Origin of the sequence: Enterococcus sp. AZ128, assembly GCF_051714485.1 — a bacterium.
Taxonomy (GTDB): Bacteria; Bacillota; Bacilli; order Lactobacillales; family Enterococcaceae; genus Enterococcus_A.
Window position 1 is genome coordinate 1,103,578 of the sequence record NZ_JBIORZ010000002.1, and the last position, 24,749, is coordinate 1,128,326.

The window sequence follows — 24,749 nt, forward strand, 5'->3', positions numbered from 1 at the left end:
ACATGGCGAAGAAAACAAGTTGGCTTTTTGCAAAAAGCAATTCAGAAAAAGTAGAGGATTTCAAGAATAATCGGGCGGATCAGAACTGGCAGGTATTAGAGGCTGAGAAACCCCAAGAGCAAGCCGCTCCGAGTGAAGCATCCAAGCAAGAGGAATCCAAGCTTGAAATCGAACAATTAACAAAGAATCTGGAAGAACTGAAGCAGATCAGCAAAGGTCAAGCAGATGAGCTTTATCAGGAAAAATGGAACAAGGAACAGCTCAATAAGCGGATCTCCGAAAGCCGGGAAACAATCGCTGAGCAGGCCCGCGAATTAGAGGTGCTGGAACAAAAATTAAAGCGCAGTGTCGGTAAAACCGAAGAGATCACCGAACAATTAGCCCTGCAGGAAGAAGAAAAAGAACGACTGCTCACGAAGCATCAACAGCTGGACCAACAGATGAAGGGAACACTGGAGAAGGAAAAAGCAGCATATAAAACGCAACTTCAAAACGTTGAGCAGCAATTAACTGAAAAAGAGCAGAAACTTCAACAACTGTTGCAAGCAACTGAAGAAAGTAAACAAGAAACAGAAGCACAAATCAAACAGCTTAATGAAAAAATCGCTGCTCAGCAAAAAATCATCGAAGATTATGAACAGCAAATCCTAAGCAACCAAGGACAGTTCGCTGAAATGGAACAGGAAAATCAGCGTCTCGTCACGCAGCATGAGACGAATCAGCAGAAGTTCGAGGCATACGAAACAACGATCAAGCAGTTGGAAGCACAAGTAACGAATCAAGTGCAAGAAGTACAGGAGAATCATCAGTTAGAGCTTGAAGAACAGCTTGCCCGTTTTGAAGAGGAGCGCGAGCGATTATTGAAACAAGTGGAAGAAGGTGCGACTGCGATGGAAGAATTGAAACAATCAACAACGAACACTGAAACGGAAAAGCAGCAATTACTTGCCAAATTCCAAACAGAAAAAGAAATCCTAAACAATTCCTTATTTGATGCACATGAAGTCATCAATAAGTTAGAGAAACAGGTGGAGGAGCGGACTGACTCAGAACAAGTCTCCTGCGATCAAGCGGAAACGATCCATGAACTAGAAAACAAGCTGACGGAACTAACCGAGGAGCATCAACAAGTGCAGCAGCAAAAAGATGATTTCTCTCAGCATCTGCAAATGCTTCAAATGACTTTAGCAGAAAAAGCGCAGCATATCCAAACACTTGAAGAAACAATCCATGAATTAACTGCCAATAAGCAAGACGATGACTCATTAGAGGAAGCGAAGCAGCAAATTCAAGACCTGATTACGAAAAATACGGATTTAAAAGCACAGCTCCTCCAAGCCCAACAGGAAATCGGAGAGGTCCTATTATCCGCTAAGAAACAAGCGACCTATACGATCGAGGATGCACAAGAAGTTGCGCAATTACGAATTGATGCCGCTGAATTAGAAGTGAAGAAAATGAGCACACGGACGAAAAATCTATTATCCGAAGTCAAAGACGCCAAACAACATGTTCTAGCTATCTACACTGAGATCGAAAACAAAGTAGAAGAGTTAGCTGATGAAACACTAGAAGAGATTGAATAAATCAATAGAATGAGAGGAATATCAGATGAACATACTATTGTTAACAAATAATATCCTGTTCGAACAGGACTTCATTGCACAGATGAACGCCTTAGGACATGAAGTATTGTGCAGCAAGAATTTATTGAGAGATATCCAAACTAGAATCGACAAGAGAGAGATATTGAAATATTTTGATAGCTTGATTTTCAGTGAAACGATCTGTGACGCAGAGGTTCGGAATGTCATCCCAGTAAATATCTACAATATTCCTTTGATTCTTCGAAAGAATGAAAAAGAAATACCAGACACAGAAAAGGAAGAATGGAAGAAGTTCGGTATTTCCGGCTTCTTCTCCAACGACTCCTCGTTGGATGACTTCCGTGAAATCTTAACCAATAGAGATCAGAAAAATGAACTGATGGAAAAATCATTCATGAAAAAGCGAAATGCGTTGTTAGACGATCTAGACATCAGTTTATCCGCACAAGAAAAACAACTGTTTACGATCCTAAAAGAATTAGACGGGGCGTTCATTACCAGAGAAGATATCTGTTATAGGCTATGGAACAGTTCACCGACCAACTCAATGGCTAGCCGCTTATCTGGCATTGTCAAAAATCTCAGAATAAAAATTGAAGCGTCAGGTTTCAACAAGAATTGTCTAGTTACCTCTTGGGGTAAAGGCTATCGGTTAAAAGAGCTGACCTTGAAGGAAGTAACCATCACCGTTCCGGTGAAGGAAGCCGTGGAAGGTTAAACAAGTGACGCGTGGGGCGTTCTCAATCATTAACGCCCCCTATTTATCATGAAAACAAGAATAAACCTACCGCATCGTATATCTGTAGGGTAGGTTTTTTGTTTTCTTATTAATATAAAGAACTATTATCTATGAAAAAGGGGAAGCCATGGAAACAGTTAGCGGATTATTTTTAAAGGAATATTTTGCACGATTTAGTAAGGGTCATTGGATAAACGAGGACAAACTGGAGCAAACTGAAGTGGCGAAAGTGGTTTACACAAAACCAGAAATGGGAGCTAATAATAATGCATTTATTGCAATGACCAAGGAAACTTTTTTAAAGGGATCTCAAAATAAAGTATACACGAAATGGTTTGATAGCCATGAACTTGTGCTGAGAGATATAGAAAAAGTTTCACTGTTAATAGTTGAGAGGGAAGTTCCAAACGTAACAATCCCACAATATGTTGTAGAGAATTCTTATGAATTTATGGAAGCATTAGGCAAAGCGAACAGAGAACAGTTTTCAGGAAAAATTATCTCTGTCACAGGTACGGTTGGAAAAACGAATGTAGTGGAGTTGTTAAGAAAAGCCCTGAAGACTAACTATCGTATATTAGCACCTAAAAGTAATTATAATAGTCGTACTGCGATTCGTTGTATGTTAGCGAGCATTTTACCAGGAATAGATTATGATTTTGTCATTTTAGAAGTAGCTGTTTCCGCACTTTGGTATGGAGACGCGGGGATAACAAAGGAATTAAAAAGTGATTATGCAATTTTGACACAATTTGGTCGAGGTCAAAAGGGAACGAGCGTAACGGACACTATTAAATATAAAACACGTCTTGCGAAAAATATATCTGATGAAGGCACAGTTATTTTGAATCGCGATGTGGAAAATTATATGGATGCCTATTCGAATGTTGAATCAAGTACGAAGAATGTTTTTACATACAGTCTAAAAGAAAATGACACATATAGTCACTTTGTAAAGACCCTTTCTTCTGAAGAAAAAAGCATTGTTTGTTTTGAGATCAATGGGAAAATATACAACCTTCAATTGAGTTTGATGGATAGTATAAATGACGGAGGGTTGAGCAATTTACTTAGTGTATTAACGTTACTTTCTCTCATCGGTGAGAATTTGGAAGATTATCAAGATGTTTTTTTTACTTTTGAGAAAAGAGCGCATTTTTTAGAAGAGATACCAATGAAGTTAGGAAGTCAGTCGGTTACACTAGTCGACGATACCTATAATGCGGAAGAATTATCTATGATGAATGCTTTCGCTTATATAGAAAAAATTGCATCTCGATTTTCAGGAAAAAGAATTGCGGTATTAGGAAAAATCATTAATTTGGATAATCAAAAAGAAATTGTCTATCAAAAAATTGCTGATAGATTGAATGAAGGTATTTTTGATGAAGTCTGTACTTTTGGTGAAGAAGGAGAACTGATATTTAGACACCTTACTAAAAGTGTTCAAGGGCAACATTTTACAGATATCACTGAATTAAAATCCTATTTAGCAAATTCTGTAACACCTGATAGCGTGATTTTAGTGAAAGGTTCTGTGAATGGAACACAAATGCGGCAAGTAGTTCCTAAACTTTTGATGCAAGAACAAAATACAAGCTCGTCTGTCTTTTGGGGAACAGGAAAAAAATGTCTGGGTGATGAAACCTTAAGTTTTGACTATGGTTTAGGGAATCTTTTGATTATTCACGAAGTTCTTTTTCGCTTACAGGAAAAAATAATAACTATTAACGATTTGATTTCTTTTCCTAAGAATGTATTGGAATTGAATTCTATTCGATCTACTAAAGGAAGAGAGAATGAACAACGCTATTTAGGAGATGTTTTATCACAAGCAGTTTCATTAAACGCGCCAGACACACTTTTAGCATTGGCACAATTTTTATATACCGATAATACAAGGGCAACAAGAGAGATTAAACGAAAAGCTCAAAAAATAGGGATTAACTCAAACAGCGTGACCAATGTTACTGGAAGAATTAATTGTAAGTTAGGTCAAAAAATGACTGTAAATGATTTGAAAAAAGCTGGGGAGCTGTTCAAAAAAATTGATGTCGAATATTTAAGATTGCTACAAAATCGAAATTGGTTGATTCATGGTAAACAATTTTTAGGAATTAATCCATTGGATCAAAAAATTTCAGACACAGCTTCAATATTTTGGGGCGGTGACAATAATATAGGATTATTGATTGATTTTTCTAAGAAGAAAGTCAAAACAATTGTGGGAATGACGACGAATGACTATCAGGATATAAAAAGTCAGTTATATTATTTATTAGAAAACAAAAATTTCAGTCCAAGAGTAAAAGAAAAAAATCAATTAGAATCAGGGAAAATCAATATTTTAGGAGATGTATATTTCGGAGAATGGTATAGCGAAAAGCGAAAAAGGAATAATCGTAAGGATGCTTTAATGGAAAAAGGCTATGGACATTCTTTTGATAAAATCGCTGGAAAATTGAAAAAGGATGATCTGAACATCGTGAATTTTGAGGCTGTTTTTCCTTCTCCAAAACTATCAGGAAGCCCAACTGAAGGGGTCAAGCCGTTCAATTTGTATGCTGAACCAGCTGAAACGTTAAAAGAGCTCAAGAACAGGAATATTCAATTAGCTACTTTTGCGACGAATCATACCTTTGATTTTGGACAAAAAAGTATTGAGTATTCATTAGACTGCTTCGATCAAGCTGGTATTCAAACATTAGGAGCGGGGAAAAAACAGTCTGATGCATACGAAATAATTGAAGTCACCTACAAAAAGCAAACAGTCGCGCTATTCAATGGGTATTGGTATCGTACAACGAATGAAAGAAAGTTTAACGGTTATGCATATGGAACACAATCGGGAGTAGCTAGTTTAACTAATTTAATGGTGGAAAAGGTTGAAGAATACAAGTATAAAAATCCTCAAAATAGAATTTTAATGATTTGCCATTGGGGAGTAGATTTTAAAGCAATCCATCCTGAACAACGAAAAATAGCGAAGAAACTAACGGCAGCAGGGGCTGATTTGATAATAGGTCATGGGCCTCATTTCATACAACCAATTGAAATAATCAATCATAAAAAGGTGCTTTTTAGTGTAGGAAATGGTGTCTTTAATTCAGATGGTGAATTTGATGAACGAAAGATTCCACCGTTTGGTCTCTTTATTCAACTGGATTTAGATAAGAATGAAATACGATTATATCCAATGTATATTCATAATAAAAAAACTTTTTGGCAGCCTTTTTTCCTAAATGAAGAGAAGCATTTTGACGATTTTAAACGTTTGGATTTAGGAGTTTTAGCAAACAACAAAATGTTAAGGGATGAGATGGGATATTACTATATCAAAACCGTTGCTTTTGAATAGTGTCTTATTGGTGAATAATTTTTTGAATTTAATAGAAGTATTTAATAGTATGTGATTTTGAAAATTCTAGCAAATAGATTAATCTTTGGAATTGCTGGATTAATAGAAAAAAATAATAAAGGAGTAACATATGAATACAAAAATTCCTTTTGCTATATCGGATTTAAAAAAAGTAGATCCAGAAGGCCGTTTTTTAAATAGAGAATTACCTGATGAGTTTCAATTAGAAAGATTTATTGATCGTTCTCAACGTTTAAATAAAAATTTGAAAGGCCATACTGCACTGGTGGTTACCTACAATTTTTCACTAAAATATCTGGAAGAGAAGCGGGATGCCTGTAGGTTAATTATTACAAATAATCCAGTAGAAAAGTATCAAGAAACAATCCCACAATTTATAGTTAAAGATGTTCAGCAGTTTATGATTTCACTCGCCACTTACGTGAGAAAACAATACAAAAATAAAATAATTGGTGTAACAGGTTCAGCAGGTAAATCGACTACAACTAAAATGTTATGGAGACTATTAAAAGATGATCAAACGGATTCAATGGTAAATATTGGAAACCATAATGATAGACATAGCGTGCCTTATTATTTAGCAAATACTCTTAGAAATCCTGAATTTCTAACTTTAGAATTTGCAGGTGATAGTTTATTAAAACATAAAAGATTTGGAAATTTAACTGAATTAGCAAAATTAGACATAGGTATTGTTACGACTATTGGGGGAGCGCATTTATCTAAATATAAAGATGATTTGAATGTTGCAGAAATAAAATCCGCACTAGTCGAAGGAATTAAAATTGGAGGGACATTAATAATAAATCAAGATATTAGTGAAGACCAAAAGGAAATATTTATTAGAAAAGCAAAGGATAGATCTATTACTATTTTTACTTATAGTTCAACACAAAGAAATGCTGATGCGTACCTTATTAATCGTGAATGGAATGGGGATTATTCAAGGGTTACTGCTTGCATTGGTGAAAGAAAAGTGAACTATGAGGTTCCGGGAGGTTCTGAAGGCTCCGTCCAAAATTCGCTAAGCGTTTTGTTAGCATTGGAAATTTTAGGTGTGGATTTATCGAGTGAACGATTAAAAAAATTCAAACTTGTTAAAACGTTGCCGAGAGTATTGACTAAAAAACAATTTAGTTTGGTAAATAATGAACGACTACTATTGATTGATGATACTCATAATTCTTCGACTCACTCGGCGATAAATGCCATTAATTATTTCAAGTTAATGGCAGAATCAGGACACCACAAAGGAAATAAATTAATGATTTTTGCCAAGATTGCTGATCTTGGTGAAAAAAGTCAGGAGATTCATTATCAATTTATTGAGCCACTTGCAAATGCTGGTGCTGATTACATTTTTTTATATGGTGAACAGATGAAGGACATAATGAAGGAATTGCGAAAGAAAAAAATCATGGCCTACCATTTCGATAATTTAGAGACTTTAATTGAGGAAACAATGGAATTGATAGTAGATGATTCGATGATTGTTTTCAAAGGATCACGTTGGGAATCGAATTTCGAAGACATCAGTAAACTTTTACCAGAGAAAATTATCTCTTCAGGTGGGAAACTATTGACGTAGTTTCATAGAGCCATTAAGTCAACGAAAGGATAATTGATTAATATATGAAAATTGTTGTTCTAGCAGGCGGAAGAAGCAGTGAAAGAGAAGTCTCGATGACTTCGGGAAGTAAGGTTGCCAATGCTCTGATCGCAAAAGGTCATCAGGTTTTACTAATCGATTTATTAACTGGCACACCCAAATACACTACTTTTGATCGTGCATATAAAGAACTTAGGACAGATTACTATTATCATCAGGTTTCGGAAAAAATTCCTGATTTAGAAGCGTTTTCGGAAAATGAAATAGGTTCAAATATTTTAGAAATCTGTGACAGTGCGGATATTACATTTTTAGCATTACATGGCGGTATCGGTGAAAATGGGAAATTGCAGGGGATGTTTGATATTTATAATATCAAATACACCGGCTCGGATGCTCAAAGCAGTTTGTTAGCGATGAATAAATTGTTAGCAAAGAAAATGATGCTTTTTCACGGTATCCCTACGGCAAATTGGAGAATCGTTTCCAATTTCAATCACATCGAAGGGATTAAACTGCCAGCTGTTGTCAAACCGATTGATGGGGGATCAAGTATTGGGATATCGATGGCGGAAACAGAGAAAGAGCTGGAGTCAGCAATCGAGAAAGTCCAAAACTATACAAATAATTCCCAAATATTAGTAGAGGACAAAATTATTGGCAGAGAATTTTCTGTTGGGATACTGGGAGAGCAGGTATTGCCAATTATTGAGCTGATCCCTAGGCCAGGATTCTATGACTACAGGAGTAAATATCAATCTGGTCGATCGAAACGAATGATTCCCGCACAGATAAACGAGAGGTTCGCTAATCAAATGAAGGTGTTGGCGAAGAATACGCATCGGATGCTAGGATTATCTGTTTATTCGAGAACGGATTTTTTGATTGATAAACGTGGAGATATTTTTGTGCTTGAAGTGAATTCATTGCCAGGGATGACGCCGAATTGTTTGTTCCCGCAGGATGCAGCAGCGGCGGGGATCAGTTTCAACGATTTGTGTGAGGCGATCGTGAATGAATCGATGAAGAAATATGAGGTGAAAGGGTAGAGGTTTTCTCTATCCTTTTGGGAATAGTTAATTTTTAGCTTCTAAATAAAATAACGGATGTTTCGTAGGATTGATGCTTTTCCGGGTGCCAATAATTTTATAAATAAAAGAATTCTAAGATCTAAGTCTTTAAATATCAAAAACTTTAAACTTCATAAAAAAAGTGATCTTTTGTTTTGCATTCCTTTTGTCTAATCGCCAATAGTTACAATTAGCGCATGATATAATTAAACAGCGAAGGAATACACGTTGCAGGTCATTATTATTTATAGATATATCCGGAAATTTATGTTGAAATGGAGGGGAAAAATGAAAAGAGCACTATTGATTTCAGTTGTTGTCTGGCTGATAGGAAATGTTGCACAAATAATGCGATGGGAAGCAACTTTGAATAAAGGAAAAAGTTAGTAAATTGAAGGTAAGATCATTCTGATCTCCTATCCAGTATCAAACACCATTTACTATTGCGCCTAACACTGTGTAATAGTAAATGGCAAGCCTTTACCAGTGAACATTTCAAGCTTCATAAAAAAGTACGCTCTGGGTGGTTAATCCTCTTGGTTAACCACCAATAATTAAATAGGCTATTTACAGTGGAAACCAGTTCTTTTTTGTTCGACGCCAATGTTATGGGATACATCCATGAGGAGGATGAAATGATGAAAAAGCTATTTAGTAAGTTCCTGCTTTTTGTGCTGCTCTTAGCGATTTTTTTACCTTTTGGACAAGTAGTTTCCTCTGAAACGATAGCTTCAACGGCTTCTTCAGCACCACAAAGCACAGAACTTTCGTCGCCTAGCGTGCCTGAAGCGACTTCTATTGAACCACCACAAAGCACGGTTGTTCAGCAAACGCAAACAACATCTTCGGCTGCTGTTAAGCAAGAAAGTCAGCAATCAAGTTCCCCTGAAATTCAACCAAAAAAAGAACAAACGACAGTAAATACCACTCAGTCAACCTCTCCGCCAGTACAGTCAAAAGAAAAAAGCGAGCAACAAGCCGCTCGATTACAGCTAGTAAAAGAACCGACGCCTTCAATTTCGATCGATTTCGTAAATGAACAGTTAATCGGCTTTGATAGTACTGGAAATTATCAAGTGAATTATGGCGCTCGTATCGAAACTGTCTCTGGGCAAACGGCTTTTCCTATTACTGACGATATGATGAGCAAAGTTTGGCGTATTAAAAAAATGGGTAATGGGATTACCACTGAGGATAGTGATCAACAACAGCTAACGATTCCTGGCAGAGCGAAGTTGCCGGAGGACTGGATTCAAGCTTTTGATGAGACAGTTCAAGGAAAAAATGATGGCAAGCTGCAAGGTGTCAACCAAGAATATGAGTATCGCCTGAATGGAGGGGCTTGGACAAAAGGAACTCCGGGCGGGCTAGTCGAAAATCTGGCACCTGGAACTTATGAGATTCGTATCGCAAATGGAAGACAATTTGTGAGTTCCCCCATCGTTAAGACAATCAAGGCAGCATTACCAAAACACGCTGCTCCGAATATTACCATTGACTATGAAGAGGAGCTTCTGCAGGGGTTTGATCAAAATGGCACCTATGACGTTTATTTTGATGGCACTAATAGTAAAACGATAACTGGGCAGACAGAAATGAAAATTTCTGAAGACATGTTTGGCAAAGGGTGGCGAATCGTACGAAAGGGCGATGGTCTTTCTATACAGGATAGTGATAGTCAGCAACTATCTGTTAATCATCGTAGAATTCTATATGATTCTCATATCAAGGCTATTCCCGAAAGTGCACACGGGGATAACGATGGTCAACTAGAAGGCGTAGATCCAGAAATGGAGTATCGACTAGCGGGAGCATCAACATGGACAAATGGTCCTCCTAATCGCATAGTGAAAGGATTAGCCCCCGGAGACTATGACGTTCGTTATGAAGGCAGCAATCCGAGCAAAAAGTTTGCGAGTGTGATTGTCAAAAAGACGATTCAAGCTGGCTTGCCAAGAGAAGCGACACCATCAATTACGATTGATTATGAAGCAGAAAAACTAGCAGGTTTTGATGCGACTAGTACCTATGAGATAGCTTTCGGGTCAGATAAACGAACGATTACTGGTCAGACAAGTTTTACTATTGCGGAAGATATGTTTGGTAAAGGCTGGAAAATCGTAAAGGTCGGTGATGGGACTAACACACAAAACAGCCAGGTCCAGAGCTTGACCATTCCAGGGCGACAAAGTTTGTATCCAGAAATGGTTACGGCGATTGATGAAAGTGCGCAGGGTGAAAACGATGGCAAGCTGCAAGGTGTCCGCTTGGATCGTGAATATCGCGAAGTAGGGGACCAGAATTGGATGAAAGGCACCAATAGTGGAACGGTGGAGAATCTATCGCCAGGGGACTATGAGATTCGTTATTATGGTAGTAACCAAAATAAAAAGTTCGCAAGTTTGCCTGTTAAGAAAACAATTCAAGCTGGCTTGCCCAGAGAAGCGACACCATCAATTACGATCGATTATGAAGCAGAAAAACTAGCAGGTTTTGATGCAGTTAGCACCTATGAGATAACCTTCGGATCAGATAAACGAACCATTACGGGCCAGACAAATTTCGCTATTACGGAAGATATGTTTGGTAAAGGCTGGAAAATTGTAAAGGTCGGAGATGGTACCAACACACAAAACAGCAAGGTCCAGAGCTTAACCATTCCAGGGCGCCAAAGTTTGTATCCAGAAATGGTTACGGCGATTGATGAAAGTGCGCAGGGGGAAAACGATGGCAAGCTGCAAGGCGTCCGCTTGGATCGTGAATATCGCGAAGTAGGGGACCAGAATTGGATGAAGGGCACCAATAGTGGAACGGTGGAGAATCTATCGCCAGGGGACTATGAGATTCGTTATTATGGTAGTAACCAAAATAAAAAGTTCGCAAGTTTGCCTGTTAAGAAAACAATTCAAGCTGGCTTGCCCAGAGAAGCGACACCATCAATTACGATCGATTATGAAGCAGAAAAACTAGCAGGTTTTGATGCAGTTAGCACCTATGAGATAACTTTCGGATCAGATAAACGAACCATTACAGGTCAGACAAATTTCGTTATTACGGAAGATATGTTTGGTAAAGGCTGGAAAATCGTAAAGGTCGGTGATGGGACCAACACACAAAACAGCCAGGTCCAGAGCTTGACCATTCCATGGCGACAAAGTTTGTATCCAGAAATGGTTACGGCGATTGATGAAAGTGCACAGGGGGAAAACGATGGCAAGCTGCAAGGTGTCCGCTTGGATCGTGAATATCGCGAAGTAGGAGATCAGAATTGGATGAAGGGCACCAATAGTGGAACGGTAGAGAATTTATCACCGGGGGATTATGAGATTCGTTATTATGGTAGTAACCAAAATAAAAAGTTCGCAAGTTTGTCTGTTATGAAAACAATTCAGGCGGGGCTGCCAAGAGAGGCGTTGCCAACGATTGTGATTGATTATGAAAAAGAGCTGTTGACAGGCTTTTTAGCGACAGCGAAGTATGAAATCAGTTATGCGAGTACGATTATTTCTGTCGAAAACAAAACGGAAATTCCAATTACGGAGGCAATGATGAATGGGAACACTTGGCAAATTATCCAAAAAGCTTCAGATACGACGAAGCTGGATAGTAAACCGCTGAGCTTAACTATTCCTAAGCGGCAAATACTTTCAGCAGATGCAGTCAAGGCGATTGATGAGAGTGTTATTGGAAAAAGTGATGGTCAGCTACAAGGTGTTCTGCCTACGATGGCGTACCGTTCAGTCAAAAATAGTGATTGGATGGTAGGTGTTCAGGACGGTGTAATCAGAAATCTAGCACCAGGCGACTATGAAATTCGAGAGCGTGCGAATAATCAACAGCAAAACTTTAGCAGTACGGCATTGATTAAGACAATCAAGCAAGGCAGTCCTGAGCCAGAGCAGCATTACGTCGTGACATTTGATAGTAATGGGGGAAGTAAGGTTGATTCTCAAAAGGTAGAAAAAGGTGAGCGTCTCAAAGAACCTCAAAAACCTACTCGAAAGGGCTATACGTTCGGCGGCTGGTTCTCTGACCAAGAATTACGACAAGTCTGGGATTTTGCTGAACCGATTTCTTCAGATATCACCCTATATGCCAAATGGGTGCTCGAGCAAAAAGAAACGAGTACAACAAATTCAACAGTTATCACCACGGAAGTTACGACAACGTCCTCCACTGCTGCTGGAAAACCTGCTGGATCGACGACTAAAAAAACGGAACAACAAAAAGCGGCGCAAAATCAAACCGCAAAACAATACCTGAAAGCGAACGATCAGGCATCGAATAGCTATTGGGTAGGTATGGGATTAGTCCTTCTTGGAGCTGCTGGATTTCTTTTACGAAGAACAAGGAAGTTTAACAAGTCATAAGAATGACGTATCTTGATTTTGAATCAGACCGATGGGCTATTCAGAGCCGATCGGTCTATTTGTGTTCCAACTCCTGAGCAGGCACAAAGAGTTATTCCTTGTACCTGCTCAATACTTTTTCGATCAGCTTCGTATATTCTTCTCTCAGTATTTCGGGCTCCAATATCTCAGCGTGCTCGCCGAAACCAAGAAAGTAGTTGGTCAAAAAGGCGAGTTCATTCGCATTAAATTCTCCAACAATAAAAAAATCATGCTCAACAGCTGTGAGTCTCATATTTGGGAATTTATTTTTTAGGAAATGTTCTTTTCCTTTAACGGATAATCGTACTCTAAAAGGGGTATCTCGGTAGTCCTTTTGCTGTGTCGTTAAGATCTGATTGATTTCTTCTTTTGAGAGCGATTGTGGATGATCCACTTCTGCTTCAATATCTTCTATGTAATCGCAGCGGTAAGTTCTCATTTCTTTTTTTGCGACATCTATGGCGATGCAATACCAATAGCCATCCATTAAGGTTAAACGAATCGGCAAAATTTGTTTTACCTTTTGGGTATAGCGAGTATATCGAATGTTGATCGGCTCATTTTTCAAAATCGTGCTGAATAATTCCTCCAGATTTTTAGCAGTCTCGATTTGGTCGATTCCTGCATAATGGACAGAATCTGTTGCTGCGGCTATTTTTTCTTGTTTTTCTTCGCTGAAGGTGTTGAGTAATTTTCTTTTTACAGTGGAATGGGCGCTGCCAAAAGGTGATCCCGATAAGAGGTCTAAAAGCTGCAGCGAAAAAAACACACTAAAAATTTCTTTTTCTGTAAAATAAATCGGCGGTAATAATGAGGAGGGGAGAACTTTATAACCGCCATATCTTCCGTTTTCAATATACAATGGCACTCCTAGGTCCTCTAATTCTGCCAAATCTCTCAATGCGGTACTTCTCGATATCTGAAATTCATTCATTATATCAGTGAGATTAAATTCTTTATGATTGTTCACGAAAAAAAGCTCTTGTTGAATGCGTTCTGATTTTTTCATACTAGCTCCTTTATAGGTGTCAAAAAATGATACCTTTAAATTGTATACTTAGTTTATCATAACGAAAGGGCGTTTAACTATGACGAAACTATTTTTAGCATCATCCTTTGCAGATGTTTCAGCTGAATTACTATCATTTGAAAAGAATCTGCGAGGAAAGACCGTTACCTTTATCCCAACTGCAAGTAAGGTCGAGAAAGTGAAATTTTATGTAGAATCGGGAAAACAGGCTTTGGAAGAAATGGGGATGTTGATTGATGAAATCGATATTTCTGTTGAAGCTTTGGATGTCATTGAAGAAAGGATCAGAAAGAATGATTTTATTTATGTTACGGGAGGAAACAGCTTCTTCCTATTACAAGAACTCAAAAAATCGGGAGCAGATCAGATTATTATAGAAGAAATCCGAAATGGCAAACTGTATATTGGCGAGTCCGCTGGAGCAATCATTTTGTCCCAATCGATTCAGTATATTGAAAAAATGGATTCCCCGGAGTTAGGTCCAGAGTTAGCTTCTTGTGAGGGATTAGATGTGGCTGATTTCTATACTCTACCTCATTATGGAGAAACGCCGTTTAGTAGAATCACGAAGGCTATCGAAGCGGAGTTCATGGATACCCGCGCGCTGTATCCAATAACGAATAAACAAGTGATTCTGGTAGAAGGAAATGAAAAGACAATCGTTCAGAGCGAATGAAGAGTGGACAGAAAAAATTGATATCCCTTTTAAATAAGAAAGCTAAAGTAACATCACTACTCAATCTAGTGGTTGCTTCGGCTTTCTTTTTTGATCTCGAAATTTGGCTTTTCATATCACTATTATTGATAGTTTTACAAGCGATAGAAACAAAAATAATAATGATTAAGAACAACTCTTGTCAAGTAATCATATTTTTACTTTCGGTAGAAATAATTGAGTCAACTGCTGACTACTCTTTCTAAATGATTTTAATCGTTATTATTATACAGGTTAGAAATGATAAACGTGCGGTTTATTCTCTTTTTTATGTATAAGAGCGTTATTAAATGCGAGCTCGGAAGTAGCCCATAAATCCTTTTTTTAAACACTTTTTAAAATTGAGATTAACAAGTGCTGGCTGGTGCTGTATCGTAATAGGTGTAGAATAACAACTCGTATTTAAAAGGAAAATTCTAACAGAAAGGTGTTTTTAAAATGATTAAATTATATAGTTCAGCTAGTTGCGCTTCGTGTAGGAAAGCCAAAGCTTGGTTAAATGAACAGGGATTAGCTTTTGAAGAAAGAAATATTATTTCTGCCCCATTAACAAAAGAAGAGATCAAAGAAATTCTTACTTTAACAGAAATGGGAACGGAAGAAATCATTTCAACACGGTCAAAAGTCTATGATAAATTAGCGATCGACTTTGATGAGATATCTCTGAATGAATTAGTAGCTGTCATTGAAGAAAACCCTGGTTTGTTAAGACGGCCAATCGTTTTGGATGAAACAAAATTACAAATTGGATTTAATGAAGATGAGATTCATCAATTTATTCCCCGAGAAGTACGCAGAGTTACTTCAAAGAAAATGACAGAAATCTTGTTCTATATGGATTTAGAAAAGCAAAGCTTGGTCTAAGTAGCAGTCAAGGAAGACTGAGATGGAAGAATAAACCAAACAACGGATGAAAAGAAGAATAGACAGCCGAACCGACTCCTATAACTGCCAACTTAGGGGTCGTTGTCTTTTCTTATCGATCGAGATGCTTCATTCTAGTTGGCAGAGTTTCAATTTTGGAGGGAGTTTATCATGAACACAGATTTTGAAAATGAGTCGATTGAAATTATGAAACATGCTGGAATCAGCATGAAATACATACAAAAACAAAAAAGAACGATTCTCCAGGATGCACACGTGGAAGAATATTACGATCTGCTGGAAAATAGCGAGGTTCGCTGGGATAAGATTCCGACGGATAAAATTATTGCGATAAAAACGGATTGGGCGACTGCTGGGAAATCAGTTTATGATCTTTTCATGGGAAAAGTCGGCGAAGCAGATGCGCAAAAAAAAATCGCAGAGAATGTGAACTCGTTGAAGGCGCATGGCCTTGATTTTCAACGAGCGTTCTATTCAGGAGAGAGCAATCTTGAAGGGAATGAACGTATCAAATTTAACTACTATCGAGAGGATGATTGTTACATCATTCAAAATGACGGGTTTGATCGAATGATCTCAGCCAAAATGTTCGGTGCGCCATTTATGTCGGGGACCGTGACGACCTATGTGTTAAATGAAGAAAAAAAGAAACTCTATGATGAGTATGAATCGTTGCAGGAAATCTTGCGCTTAACAGATTTAAAGGGATTAACGATGGATTTGTTGGCCAAAGAAGATAACGCTGACGATAAATAGAGCATAAAATCATTGTTACAGTTATTCATCCATTATCGAAAAGTTAATTATTCGTTATCATTTGTTTAAATATGTCTAAACAAAACAATTTTGAATAGATCGAATGATAAGGTGTAATAAATAATTAGTTAGGGTGATAATTTTTGACGGTATTCATTTTGTTTTTTGTAAAAAAAGCGCTTTTAGGGTTGATCGTTGAGGTGGGGTTGACCATCTATTGTATAAAGCAGAGGCGTTGGCTTTTGTGGATTATAGCGACTTATTTTATTGCGATCCATTGTTTACTCATTCTCTTTCCATTGACGCTCTATGTAGTTTACGCAAGTGACTATCTCTTAGTATCGGTGCTTTTTTTCAAGTACTCGAATTTAACAGACGGGAAGAAGAGTCTCCTGATTCTTTTAGATATCTTTCTATTTCTGTGGTTATCCTGCTATGTGCTCTTTTCTCCAATAGTGTCAAACACGTATCGTTTTACTGAGTTTAAGGAAAAAGGGCAGGAATATGTCGTTGTCCAAATGATTACCGAGTATAGCCATTTTGCGCAAGAGAGTACAACGGTGAATGGCTATGTTTATAAGAATAGTTTCTTTACTCCCAGCGATACAGTGTTGCATAAATCACGAATTGCAGGTGAATATGCCACGATTCCTGCATTGCTGAAGAATCTTAAGGAATTAGCAACGTACCTTAATAGTAACGAACAATGACAATACTAGACGAACCTGAAACAAGCGTAACGGCTGTTACGCTTGTTTTTTCTTTTCTTTGTCGGTCAACAGCCAGTCGATTGACATAAATAGAAACGTGACAGCGATAAATCGCCAGAGGATGTGTCCAATTTTTTTCATTGTAGCCCTCCTTTTTTTTACTGTAACATATTATTAATAGAAGAAAAATATCTAGCGGATTCGTTCTTTTTATTTATTTTAAAAATCTTTGTTTATCGAGGTGGTCAGTGGTTCTGACTCGTTGTAATTTACTATTCTATGAGGTTGGAAATGAACAAAATGTCGAAAATTATGAAATTCATTATTTGTCAAACGCTCAACTTACCAGCGTCAGAAAAACTTGATGGAAATAAGTTGTTTGATGATATTTTTTAATGAAGAAACTTCAAAATAATCCTTAATCTTTAGTGTGCACCCTTTTTAATGGTTATTTATTAAAAATATTATGTGTGAAATTGATTGATTATTTGATATAATGCAATTATATTGTTGTTGATAGCTTATCCAAGTAAATCATCAGTGATTTTGAATGTGGGAGGTAAGGAATGGAAAAGAAACGATTCAAAATGTATAAAAAAGGAAAAATCTGGGTAGTCGCACCGATTGTCTTTCTAGGCGTTATTGGTTTAGCTGGGGAAAAGACGATTGTTCACGCAGATCAGATTGAAACAGCTCAGGTTCAGCAGGTGAATGAAGAAGCCTCGCCTACATCGAGTGAAGATAGTTCTGCTGATGTGAAGATAGAGGAGTCTGCTGACGCAACGACCAACGAACTGTCGAACGAAGGTGAGACAACGGCCTATGCGGAAGTACCAGTGGAGCGTCAGACTATTTCTGAGGGATCGGTGGAAGCAAGGGTAGAAACTCCAGCCGCTGTTCAAACGGAACTAGAAGACACGGAACGAAAAACTGCGGTGGAACCAGCAGAAGCGGTAGTGGACGAACCTTCGACAGACGGGGAATCTGCAATTGATGAAACGAAAAAGGAAACAACAACGAGTTCTGAAAAAACGGAAGAGACGGTAAAAGAGAGTGCCAGTGTTCAATCAAGCCAGCCAGTAGAGGAACAAACGACGGCATCTTCTACAAAAGCTACGACAGAATCTTCGGCGGCAACGCGATCAGCAGCGGCAAAGGCAGCAAAAATTGCCATCTATCGGGTTTATAATCCCAATTCTGGTGAGCATCTACACACGATGAATGCAAATGAACGAGACTACTTGGTTCGCGTTGGTTGGCGCAATGAAGGAATTAGTATGTACGTAGACGGAACTGGAAATCAGTTGTACCGTTTGTATAATCCCAATTCTGGGGAGCATTTCTACACCTTGAATGGGAATGAACGAGATAACTTGAAAAAACATGGCTGGCGCTATGAGGGTGTTGCTTGGAAAACACCAAAAACAGGGCAACCGATGTATCGTGTCTTTAATCCAAATTCACGAGGGGCTGGTTCCCATCATTACACCATGCTGCTTAGCGAACGAAATGATTTAGTGAAAAAAGGCTGGCGTAACGAAGGGATTGCTTGGTATACAGCAGGCGGTTCCCAATCTGTGGCTTCCTATGTTTTATTGAATGCGCCATTTATTAACCAATATAGTGCCGGTTATCCGATGGGCTGTGAAGCGGCATCCTTGTTGCAAGCCTTGCAGGTAAAGGGCTATGCCAAAAATTATAACTTAAAGAGTTTCATTAAAGAGATGCCGATGTCATCTAATAATAACCCTAATAACGGTTTTTCCGGAAAACCGGATAATGTAGTATCGGGTATTTATCATTCGATCTATGCAAAACCTTTAGCAAATTGGGGAAATAAATATGGGAAAGTTGCGGACATTTCAGGTGTTTCGGTTGAGACGCTGAAAGATGAGCTCCGTAAAGGAAATCCTGTAGTTGTCTATGTAACTGGAGATTATGCTGCACCACGTTATGGCAAGTATTGGTGGGGAACAGGTATTGATAACGCACATGTCGTGACGTTAGATGGATTTAATCAAAGCAATAACTCGTATCATATCTCGGACCCGGCTGGAGGCAAGTATTGGGTATCCGGCAGCAAGTTCGAAGCAAGCTACAATCTAAGAAAATCTGCCGTTGTAGTTAGATAAAAAAAGAGCCGTCCGTTTCCAGATAAACGGGCGGCTGTTTGATTTTCAATATACTAGTTTTGATAACTATCCAAGCCGCGCCGTTCATCAGGAGAGCGGTTTTTTACATGTACCCCTCAGCTTCTTTACGAGTCAGCCAAAAATGAATCCCTCCAGTGGAATCTGCCCAGCGATTGGGGTTGAAGTTTTCCGCCACCACATATTCGCCGACGCGATAAATAAAGTCGCCATCGACATAAGAGACTGCTTCGTTGTAAGGCTCATTCGTATACATATCCTTGATGGTCAAAACTTTGGCCTTATCACAACGGCAGCAGGTATTTGTCGCAGAAGTTCTGCGAGCATCTGCTGGGATCAGTAATTGAACGATACGGTAATCAAAGCATTTCTTGTAGCCGATAAACGGCCCTTCAGCAGGGCAATAAAGGTCAAAAAACGTAGTCCGGTCATCGTGGATGATATCGGTCAAGTTCGCGTGCTCCAACATCGCGAAAAATAAATTCGCGCCCGAAATATCCGCTTCCCGTAAGCTGCAGTCTTGGAAATCCGTTCCTTGCAAAGCGGCATCCCTTAAAAGCGCCCCCGAAAAATCACAGTCGATACATAAACAGTTGCTTAGATTTGCTCCGGTCAAATCAGCATTAGAAAAATCTACATGTTCAAAGGTCATATCATGAAAGTTTGCTTGTTGCAGCTTTCGAAATGAGTAATCATGATTTTTTAGTGTGGCCGTCATTTAAAATCGTGTCCTTTCTCTACGTTTCTCTCACTATTAGTTTAGCATCTGAAGGACTGGAAGACTAATTCTTATTTGTCAAAGTGATCCAATAAATTTGGACTGCTTTTCCGTCGCTATGGATGAATTCCCTCGTTAGAAACCCACCATTTTTCTGAATGGTTTTCGCCGATGCGAGGTTGCTTTTTTCGCAAGCGACCATTACTTTCTCTAAGTTAAGTGTCTTACAATAATCCAATGCTAAGTAAAGAATCTGTGAAGCATACCCTTTGCGACGCTCGGATGGGCGCACCCCATAGCCAATATGTCCGCCATAATTTAGCAGCACCTCATTCAGATAATGACGAACATCAAGAATTCCAACTACTCGCTGATTATTTTCCTCCACAGCAAGAAAGGTACTGGCCTGGACCCAATTTTCTCCTACGGTTGATTCGTCAGATAGATCCGATAAATGCTGCAGCCAAGCATCATAACTTTCCATTTTTTCAAGTAGGGAAGCACCATGAAGCTCGTGCTCGCCAAGTGAACGATGCTCCTGCAGATAGTCCAGCATCGCTGCTTTGTGTTCTTTTGTAGGTTTGATGAGTTGAATCGTTGCCATAGGCGTCCTCCTTGAGGGTTCTTTTTGCCAGTTTAGCATGTTTAAGCCGAATATTGGAAAAGATCTGTGATTTATTCTGCTGAATAGGCTTGACCTTCACCTGAACTTGAATGTTAGGATGAAAAAAAGGAGGGAACGGGATGTGGACGATCAAGGAGTTTTCGAAAATGACCGGCGTTTCAGCGGTTTCACTGCGCTATTATGACAAGAAAGGCATTTTGCCATCGAAGCGCTTGGAAAATGGCTATCGTTTTTATGATCAGAATGATTTATTGATCGTAAAGAATTTAGTCGTATTAAAATATGGCGGATTTTCATTGGAGGATATTAGGCTATTGACTTCGCTATATGGGGAACCAGAAGGCCAGGATTGCAATGATAAGGCAAATGAGGTATTGCATCGCAATTTGAAGGAAATGAAGGAGCGGTTAAGTTTGCTTCATCAGATTATTGAAGTTGTAGAGGATATCATGCCGCTTTTTGAAAATCATGAACTTTATAAATTAAATCAAGCAGAGCTCAACCAAAATGTTGAGGCGATTTTTAAGCAACTAAAAACTGAATGATGGAAGGGGATACCTATGAAGAAGGGAAAAATGTTTTTGCTGATTGGATTAGTCGCAGTCATTCTGTTGGCCGGATTCGGCTTGGTGTATTATAAAAGGTTCCTTGATTATAAAAAGGCAGTTCAGATGATTCACGTTGTTGAACCAGACTTGACTCAAATCGAGGATGGCGAGTATGTGGGCCAACATGATGTTGATTTTATTCGCGCCAAAGTAAAAGTGATCGTGAAGGACCATCGTTTTCAATCAATTAAAATGCTGGAACATTATAATGATCGCGGGAAAAAGGCTGATAGTATTCCTGACAAGATGCTGACAGAGCAAAAGGTGACTGTTGATGCGGTGTCTGGCGCGACCAATTCGAGTAAAGTGATTCAAAAAGCAGTTGAAAAAGCGTTGAATAAGGAATAAAAAGAATCCTTTTCGTATAAGCGAAGAGGATTCTTTCTGTTAATCATCGATATAAAAGCCTACTACATTGTACCAATGACGGTCATCATTATGTTGAGCATAGCGCTCTGGAGAAAAACCGGACAGTGCATAACCCAGCATCATCAGGATGACTCCGGCACCAATTAAGTAAGTAGCAAGTTTGGGTATTAAATGTTTTGATCTCATACTTGAACCACCTTTCGTTGGAAAATGTTACGACGAATGATGCGCATTAAATTACGATGCATATTCATGAAGACTGCGCTGAATTTATAGGTTAACCACATGCATAGTAAGCCGAATCCGAAAAGAAACATTCCAGCACCAAGCTGAGTAACACCCATAAAGAATGAATCGAATAGAACAAATGGGCTTGTGAAGGCTGCTGCGACTCCGCCGATAATCGTTCCGCCAGCCAAGCAGGCTCCCGTAAATGGAATACACCAGATCACGATATCAATACTTAAAAGTACTAGAAAGGCTGCAAGTGCTAAGCTGCCCCATAAAGGGAAACCAAGGATCAGCATGGTAATCCATAACCAATTAAACCGACGAGGGACTTTTACTTCGGTAGGAATACCCGCAGCTTCATACGCCAGCTGTTTTGGATCGCCTAATTTTTTGACGGCGGCTCGCTCAGAGTACCCATCTTCCATCAAATCCAAGATCATTTCATCATAATATTCAATCAAGCGATGGACCTCGCTAGGTCTGACTTCGTAAGCTAAATAATTGCTTAGTTCCTTAATAAATTCCACTCGATTCATTCTTCAACACTCCTTTTAATGTAATAGTGAACTGCTTCTACATCGTTCCATTCTTGTAAAAATTTCTGAATACTGGCAACTCCTAAATCGGTTAAATGGTAATACTTTCGCAAGCGTCCATTATGGACCTTGGAATAAGTGGAGACTTTTTTATTGGTCTCTAGTCTTTTCAAGATTGGGTACAGCGTCGATTCAGTAATCTCAAGATGGGGATGGATCTCTTTGACGATTTGATAGCCATAGGAATCGATCTCCACTAATGAGGCCAAAACACAATACTCAATCAAACCTTTTTTCAATTGACTATCCATCAACAACACCTCTCTATACGTTATACTATACATTACATAGTATAGAGGGACTATAGGACTTAAGGCGTATTTTCGAAAAAATCAATGAATACTGTGTAAAACTAAATGCACCCCCGCGATAATTCCAGCCGAATGAATAATCAGCTTGGACCAGAAGTTGGTGACCTGATTGTTGGGATGATTCCGAAAATGATGGTGAACAAATAAATGGCAGATAAGAAAAATGTCTACTATTAATAAAATGATTGGATGATTCAATAGAAGAAAAACAATTATCAAGGTATACAAAATAATATGTGGCAAAGTAAAAAGCCAATATGCCGTTCCTTCGGGCAAATCCTTCAAACCAATAAACATTTGCCATTCTTTATGGCGCACAGCATCCATTTCATGGGTTAGCAGTAATGCGAGCTCGATCGCAAATAGGACGTTTAGAAAAATGGTCATATTTTCTCCTTTTTTTAGAACTATCATTCTCTTTAATTCTAGAGCATGAGACCGCGATTTAAAAGAGAACCGTCGGAATTGTTCGTTTGATGGTAGAATAAATAAAAAGTAAAAATAATGAAGGAGTCTATCCGATGACACATATATTCTTGGTAGAAGATGATCAAGCAATCGCTAAAAATTTGATGCTCCTGCTTCAAACAGAAGGATTCTTCGTGACACATGCTGCGAATAAGAGCGTTGTCTCGCAGTTATTAGCTGAAAATGAGTTTGATTTAGCTTTAGTCGATATTTCATTACCCGATGGCAATGGGTTTGCGGTCTGCACAGAAATCAAAGCGGAACAAGCAATTCCAGTTCTTTTTTTGACTGCTTCGGCGGATGAATCAAGTGTCGTCACCGGTTTGAATATGGGGGCAGATGATTATATCACGAAGCCTTTTCGACCGCGGGAGTTGTTGGCACGTATCAAAAATGCGCTGCGAAAAAGCGGACAGGTATCAGCAGTCTTTGAAATTAATGGGTTATCCGTCGACAGCACTAGCGGTATCGTCAAAAAAATGGCAGCGAAGTTTTTCTGTCAGCTTTAGAATATCGTTTGCTGCTGGTTTTTGTGAATAACCCCAAAAGTATCCTTACACGAGAACGATTATTGGATGAGCTATGGGATGCGGCAGGGGAATTTGTGAACGATAATACCTTGACTGTTTACATCAAACGACTACGGGAGAAAATCGAGGAAACCTCGGCTAAGCCTGAGATAATTCTGACGGTTCGTGGAATGGGCTATCGCTTAGGAGGCAGCAATGTTTAGAAATCGAGAATTTCGCAGGTTCATCATAGTGTTTCTCTTAATCTCGTTCGTTCTGACTGTCATTGGATTTTGTCAGAGCAGTAGTACTGGCGTGCTTGTCTTGGGATCAGCACTTATTTTTGGTGTACTCTTTTTGTTATTTACGCAGTCACGATATAAACAGATTGCTGAAATGGCGAATCAAATTGATCTGGTCTTGCACAATGAGGATCATTTATTTATCGAAGAACTGGATGAAGGAGAGTTGTCGATTCTACAAAGCGAGATTGCTAAAATGACGTTGCGGATTCGCGAACAAAATAGGAATCTGAAGAAGGAAAAGGAACATTTGGCGGATTCGTTAGCAGATATTGCCCACCAACTGCGTACGCCACTGACTTCGATCAATCTTCTGTTGTCTTTAACTGCCGAAAGTACGGATGAAAAAGAGCGAAAAATGAATTTGCGTGAGATCGAAGCTTTGCTTTTACGAATGGATAGCTTAATTACAGCTTTGTTGAAATTGTCACGTTTGGATGCGGATGTTGTAGAATTTCAAAATGAATCGATTCCTCTCGCTGAAATGGTCGATGATTCTTTGCGCCCTTTTTTGGCGACGTTGGATTTGCATGAAATCCAGATTGAGAACAATGTCTCATCGGCTATTACGATCCAAGGCGACGTTGTTTGGCTGTCAGAGGCCATTCAAAATATTTTGAAAAACTGCATCGAAAGTATTGGTGAACAGGGCGAAATCGTTATTAACGGAAATGACAATCCTTTATTTACGGAGATCACGATTCAAGACAATGGTAAAGGATTTGAAACAGCGGATCTGCATCATTTATTTGACCGTTTTTTTCGTGGAGAGAGCGGCAGTAAAACCGGTTTTGGTATTGGCATGTCTCTCAGTCAGTCGATCATTAAGCGTCAGGGTGGAACGATCGTCGCGAAAAATCATCCAGCTGGCGGCGCGCTGTTTATCATTCGTTTTCCAAAGTGACGGATCTCTCACTTAGAAGTCACCGAGTTGAAAGGTGAAGCTTCTATTATATAGGTGAACCATGAGA

General features: G+C 38.8%; 23 protein-coding genes. 16 read left to right on the forward strand and 7 right to left on the reverse strand.

Going from position 1 to position 24,749, the window contains the following annotated elements; genetic code table 11:
* Positions 1–2: 2 nt before the first annotated feature.
* The 6 genes from IGI38_RS17095 (at position 3) to IGI38_RS17120 (ending at position 12,774) form a co-directional block, all read left to right on the forward strand.
* Positions 3–1,586, forward strand: coding sequence for a hypothetical protein (locus IGI38_RS17095; protein ID WP_438732783.1), 1,584 nt, complete (start codon positions 3–5; stop codon positions 1,584–1,586).
* A 25-nt stretch (positions 1,587–1,611) separates the two neighbouring features.
* Entirely contained in the window at positions 1,612–2,325 is a 714-nt protein-coding gene (locus tag IGI38_RS17100; protein ID WP_438732785.1) for a winged helix-turn-helix domain-containing protein, read from the forward strand.
* A 148-nt stretch (positions 2,326–2,473) separates the two neighbouring features.
* A complete protein-coding gene (locus tag IGI38_RS17105) occupies positions 2,474–5,704 on the forward strand; it encodes a CapA family protein (RefSeq protein WP_438732787.1) in 3,231 nt (1,076 codons plus the stop codon).
* 130 nt (positions 5,705–5,834) lie between these two features.
* Positions 5,835–7,313, forward strand: coding sequence for a Mur ligase family protein (locus IGI38_RS17110; protein WP_438732789.1), 1,479 nt, complete (start codon positions 5,835–5,837; stop codon positions 7,311–7,313).
* A 44-nt stretch (positions 7,314–7,357) separates the two neighbouring features.
* Complete coding sequence (locus tag IGI38_RS17115; RefSeq protein ID WP_438732791.1) at positions 7,358–8,383, forward strand: D-alanine--D-alanine ligase family protein; 1,026 nt, start codon at positions 7,358–7,360, stop codon at positions 8,381–8,383.
* Positions 8,384–9,042: 659 nt separating this feature from the next.
* Positions 9,043–12,774, forward strand: coding sequence for an InlB B-repeat-containing protein (locus IGI38_RS17120; RefSeq protein ID WP_438732793.1), 3,732 nt, complete (start codon positions 9,043–9,045; stop codon positions 12,772–12,774).
* Between the two features lie 91 nt (positions 12,775–12,865).
* On the opposite strand, the gene IGI38_RS17125 is transcribed toward IGI38_RS17120, so the two are convergent.
* Positions 12,866–13,804: a helix-turn-helix transcriptional regulator gene (locus IGI38_RS17125; RefSeq protein ID WP_438732795.1), complete on the reverse strand. Its 939-nt coding sequence runs from the start codon at positions 13,802–13,804 to the stop codon at positions 12,866–12,868.
* 79 nt (positions 13,805–13,883) lie between these two features.
* Between IGI38_RS17125 and IGI38_RS17130 the strand changes: the two genes are divergently transcribed.
* The 5 genes from IGI38_RS17130 (at position 13,884) to IGI38_RS17150 (ending at position 19,023) form a co-directional block, all read left to right on the forward strand.
* The gene (locus IGI38_RS17130) at positions 13,884–14,501 is read left to right on the forward strand and encodes a Type 1 glutamine amidotransferase-like domain-containing protein (protein WP_438732797.1); all 618 of its coding nucleotides are present in this window, start codon (positions 13,884–13,886) and stop codon (positions 14,499–14,501) included.
* Positions 14,502–14,978: 477 nt separating this feature from the next.
* Complete coding sequence (gene spx / locus IGI38_RS17135; RefSeq protein WP_438732799.1) at positions 14,979–15,404, forward strand: transcriptional regulator Spx; 426 nt, start codon at positions 14,979–14,981, stop codon at positions 15,402–15,404.
* A 171-nt stretch (positions 15,405–15,575) separates the two neighbouring features.
* A complete protein-coding gene (locus IGI38_RS17140) occupies positions 15,576–16,181 on the forward strand; it encodes a hypothetical protein (RefSeq protein WP_438732801.1) in 606 nt (201 codons plus the stop codon).
* A gap of 455 nt (positions 16,182–16,636) precedes the next feature.
* Positions 16,637–16,891, forward strand: coding sequence for a hypothetical protein (locus IGI38_RS17145; protein WP_438732803.1), 255 nt, complete (start codon positions 16,637–16,639; stop codon positions 16,889–16,891).
* A gap of 566 nt (positions 16,892–17,457) precedes the next feature.
* Complete coding sequence (locus IGI38_RS17150; RefSeq protein ID WP_438732805.1) at positions 17,458–19,023, forward strand: C39 family peptidase; 1,566 nt, start codon at positions 17,458–17,460, stop codon at positions 19,021–19,023.
* Between the two features lie 103 nt (positions 19,024–19,126).
* Here IGI38_RS17150 and IGI38_RS17155 read toward each other — a convergent pair whose 3' ends face one another.
* Positions 19,127–19,759: a pentapeptide repeat-containing protein gene (locus IGI38_RS17155; protein ID WP_438732807.1), complete on the reverse strand. Its 633-nt coding sequence runs from the start codon at positions 19,757–19,759 to the stop codon at positions 19,127–19,129.
* A gap of 64 nt (positions 19,760–19,823) precedes the next feature.
* A complete protein-coding gene (locus tag IGI38_RS17160; RefSeq protein WP_438732809.1) occupies positions 19,824–20,363 on the reverse strand; it encodes a GNAT family N-acetyltransferase in 540 nt (179 codons plus the stop codon).
* 140 nt (positions 20,364–20,503) lie between these two features.
* Here IGI38_RS17160 and IGI38_RS17165 point away from each other — a divergent pair, with 140 nt between their 5' ends.
* Both IGI38_RS17165 and IGI38_RS17170 read left to right on the forward strand, forming a co-directional pair.
* A complete protein-coding gene (locus IGI38_RS17165) occupies positions 20,504–20,929 on the forward strand; it encodes a MerR family transcriptional regulator (RefSeq protein ID WP_438732811.1) in 426 nt (141 codons plus the stop codon).
* Positions 20,930–20,944: 15 nt separating this feature from the next.
* A complete protein-coding gene (locus IGI38_RS17170) occupies positions 20,945–21,340 on the forward strand; it encodes an FMN-binding protein (RefSeq protein WP_438732813.1) in 396 nt (131 codons plus the stop codon).
* A gap of 39 nt (positions 21,341–21,379) precedes the next feature.
* Here the strand turns inward: IGI38_RS17170 and IGI38_RS17175 are convergent, their stop codons facing one another.
* From IGI38_RS17175 to IGI38_RS17190, 4 genes are all read right to left on the reverse strand, one after another.
* A complete protein-coding gene (locus tag IGI38_RS17175; protein ID WP_438732815.1) occupies positions 21,380–21,547 on the reverse strand; it encodes a hypothetical protein in 168 nt (55 codons plus the stop codon).
* Positions 21,544–22,128: a DUF1700 domain-containing protein gene (locus IGI38_RS17180; RefSeq protein WP_438732817.1), complete on the reverse strand. Its 585-nt coding sequence runs from the start codon at positions 22,126–22,128 to the stop codon at positions 21,544–21,546. The genes IGI38_RS17175 and IGI38_RS17180 overlap by 4 nt, the downstream gene beginning before the upstream one ends.
* Positions 22,125–22,439, reverse strand: coding sequence for a PadR family transcriptional regulator (locus tag IGI38_RS17185; protein WP_438732819.1), 315 nt, complete (start codon positions 22,437–22,439; stop codon positions 22,125–22,127). Before IGI38_RS17185 ends, IGI38_RS17180 begins: the two co-directional genes overlap by 4 nt.
* Before the next feature lie 81 nt (positions 22,440–22,520).
* Positions 22,521–22,886, reverse strand: a complete 366-nt coding sequence (locus IGI38_RS17190) for a DUF6713 family protein (RefSeq protein WP_438732821.1) — start codon at positions 22,884–22,886, stop codon at positions 22,521–22,523.
* A gap of 134 nt (positions 22,887–23,020) precedes the next feature.
* On the opposite strand from IGI38_RS17190, the gene IGI38_RS17195 reads away from it, so the two are divergent.
* Genes IGI38_RS17195 through IGI38_RS17205 form a run of 3 tightly spaced genes read left to right on the forward strand, consistent with a single transcriptional unit; the run spans position 23,021 to position 24,682 of the window.
* Positions 23,021–23,476, forward strand: a complete 456-nt coding sequence (locus IGI38_RS17195; protein ID WP_438732823.1) for a response regulator transcription factor — start codon at positions 23,021–23,023, stop codon at positions 23,474–23,476.
* A gap of 23 nt (positions 23,477–23,499) precedes the next feature.
* Positions 23,500–23,700: a winged helix-turn-helix domain-containing protein gene (locus IGI38_RS17200; RefSeq protein WP_438732825.1), complete on the forward strand. Its 201-nt coding sequence runs from the start codon at positions 23,500–23,502 to the stop codon at positions 23,698–23,700.
* On the forward strand, positions 23,693–24,682 hold the full coding sequence (locus tag IGI38_RS17205) for a sensor histidine kinase (protein WP_438732827.1): 990 nt from the start codon (positions 23,693–23,695) through the stop codon (positions 24,680–24,682). Before IGI38_RS17200 ends, IGI38_RS17205 begins: the two co-directional genes overlap by 8 nt.
* Positions 24,683–24,749: the final 67 nt, after the last annotated feature.

Coding starts and splice junctions, on each gene's coding strand:
- IGI38_RS17185 (WP_438732819.1), bottom strand. CDS start 22,439: ATGGATAGTCAATTGAAAAAAGGTTTGATTGAGTATTGTGTTTTGGCC.
- IGI38_RS17175 (WP_438732815.1), bottom strand. CDS start 21,547: ATGAGATCAAAACATTTAATACCCAAACTTGCTACTTACTTAATTGGT.
- IGI38_RS17130 (WP_438732797.1), top strand. CDS start 13,884: ATGACGAAACTATTTTTAGCATCATCCTTTGCAGATGTTTCAGCTGAA.
- IGI38_RS17100 (WP_438732785.1), top strand. CDS start 1,612: ATGAACATACTATTGTTAACAAATAATATCCTGTTCGAACAGGACTTC.
- IGI38_RS17155 (WP_438732807.1), bottom strand. CDS start 19,759: ATGACGGCCACACTAAAAAATCATGATTACTCATTTCGAAAGCTGCAA.
- IGI38_RS17150 (WP_438732805.1), top strand. CDS start 17,458: ATGGAAAAGAAACGATTCAAAATGTATAAAAAAGGAAAAATCTGGGTA.
- IGI38_RS17160 (WP_438732809.1), bottom strand. CDS start 20,363: ATGGCAACGATTCAACTCATCAAACCTACAAAAGAACACAAAGCAGCG.
- spx (WP_438732799.1), top strand. CDS start 14,979: ATGATTAAATTATATAGTTCAGCTAGTTGCGCTTCGTGTAGGAAAGCC.
- IGI38_RS17120 (WP_438732793.1), top strand. CDS start 9,043: ATGAAAAAGCTATTTAGTAAGTTCCTGCTTTTTGTGCTGCTCTTAGCG.
- IGI38_RS17110 (WP_438732789.1), top strand. CDS start 5,835: ATGAATACAAAAATTCCTTTTGCTATATCGGATTTAAAAAAAGTAGAT.
- IGI38_RS17095 (WP_438732783.1), top strand. CDS start 3: ATGGCGAAGAAAACAAGTTGGCTTTTTGCAAAAAGCAATTCAGAAAAA.
- IGI38_RS17115 (WP_438732791.1), top strand. CDS start 7,358: ATGAAAATTGTTGTTCTAGCAGGCGGAAGAAGCAGTGAAAGAGAAGTC.
- IGI38_RS17140 (WP_438732801.1), top strand. CDS start 15,576: ATGAACACAGATTTTGAAAATGAGTCGATTGAAATTATGAAACATGCT.
- IGI38_RS17190 (WP_438732821.1), bottom strand. CDS start 22,886: ATGACCATTTTTCTAAACGTCCTATTTGCGATCGAGCTCGCATTACTG.
- IGI38_RS17105 (WP_438732787.1), top strand. CDS start 2,474: ATGGAAACAGTTAGCGGATTATTTTTAAAGGAATATTTTGCACGATTT.
- IGI38_RS17195 (WP_438732823.1), top strand. CDS start 23,021: ATGACACATATATTCTTGGTAGAAGATGATCAAGCAATCGCTAAAAAT.
- IGI38_RS17165 (WP_438732811.1), top strand. CDS start 20,504: ATGTGGACGATCAAGGAGTTTTCGAAAATGACCGGCGTTTCAGCGGTT.
- IGI38_RS17125 (WP_438732795.1), bottom strand. CDS start 13,804: ATGAAAAAATCAGAACGCATTCAACAAGAGCTTTTTTTCGTGAACAAT.
- IGI38_RS17180 (WP_438732817.1), bottom strand. CDS start 22,128: ATGAATCGAGTGGAATTTATTAAGGAACTAAGCAATTATTTAGCTTAC.
- IGI38_RS17205 (WP_438732827.1), top strand. CDS start 23,693: ATGTTTAGAAATCGAGAATTTCGCAGGTTCATCATAGTGTTTCTCTTA.
- IGI38_RS17170 (WP_438732813.1), top strand. CDS start 20,945: ATGAAGAAGGGAAAAATGTTTTTGCTGATTGGATTAGTCGCAGTCATT.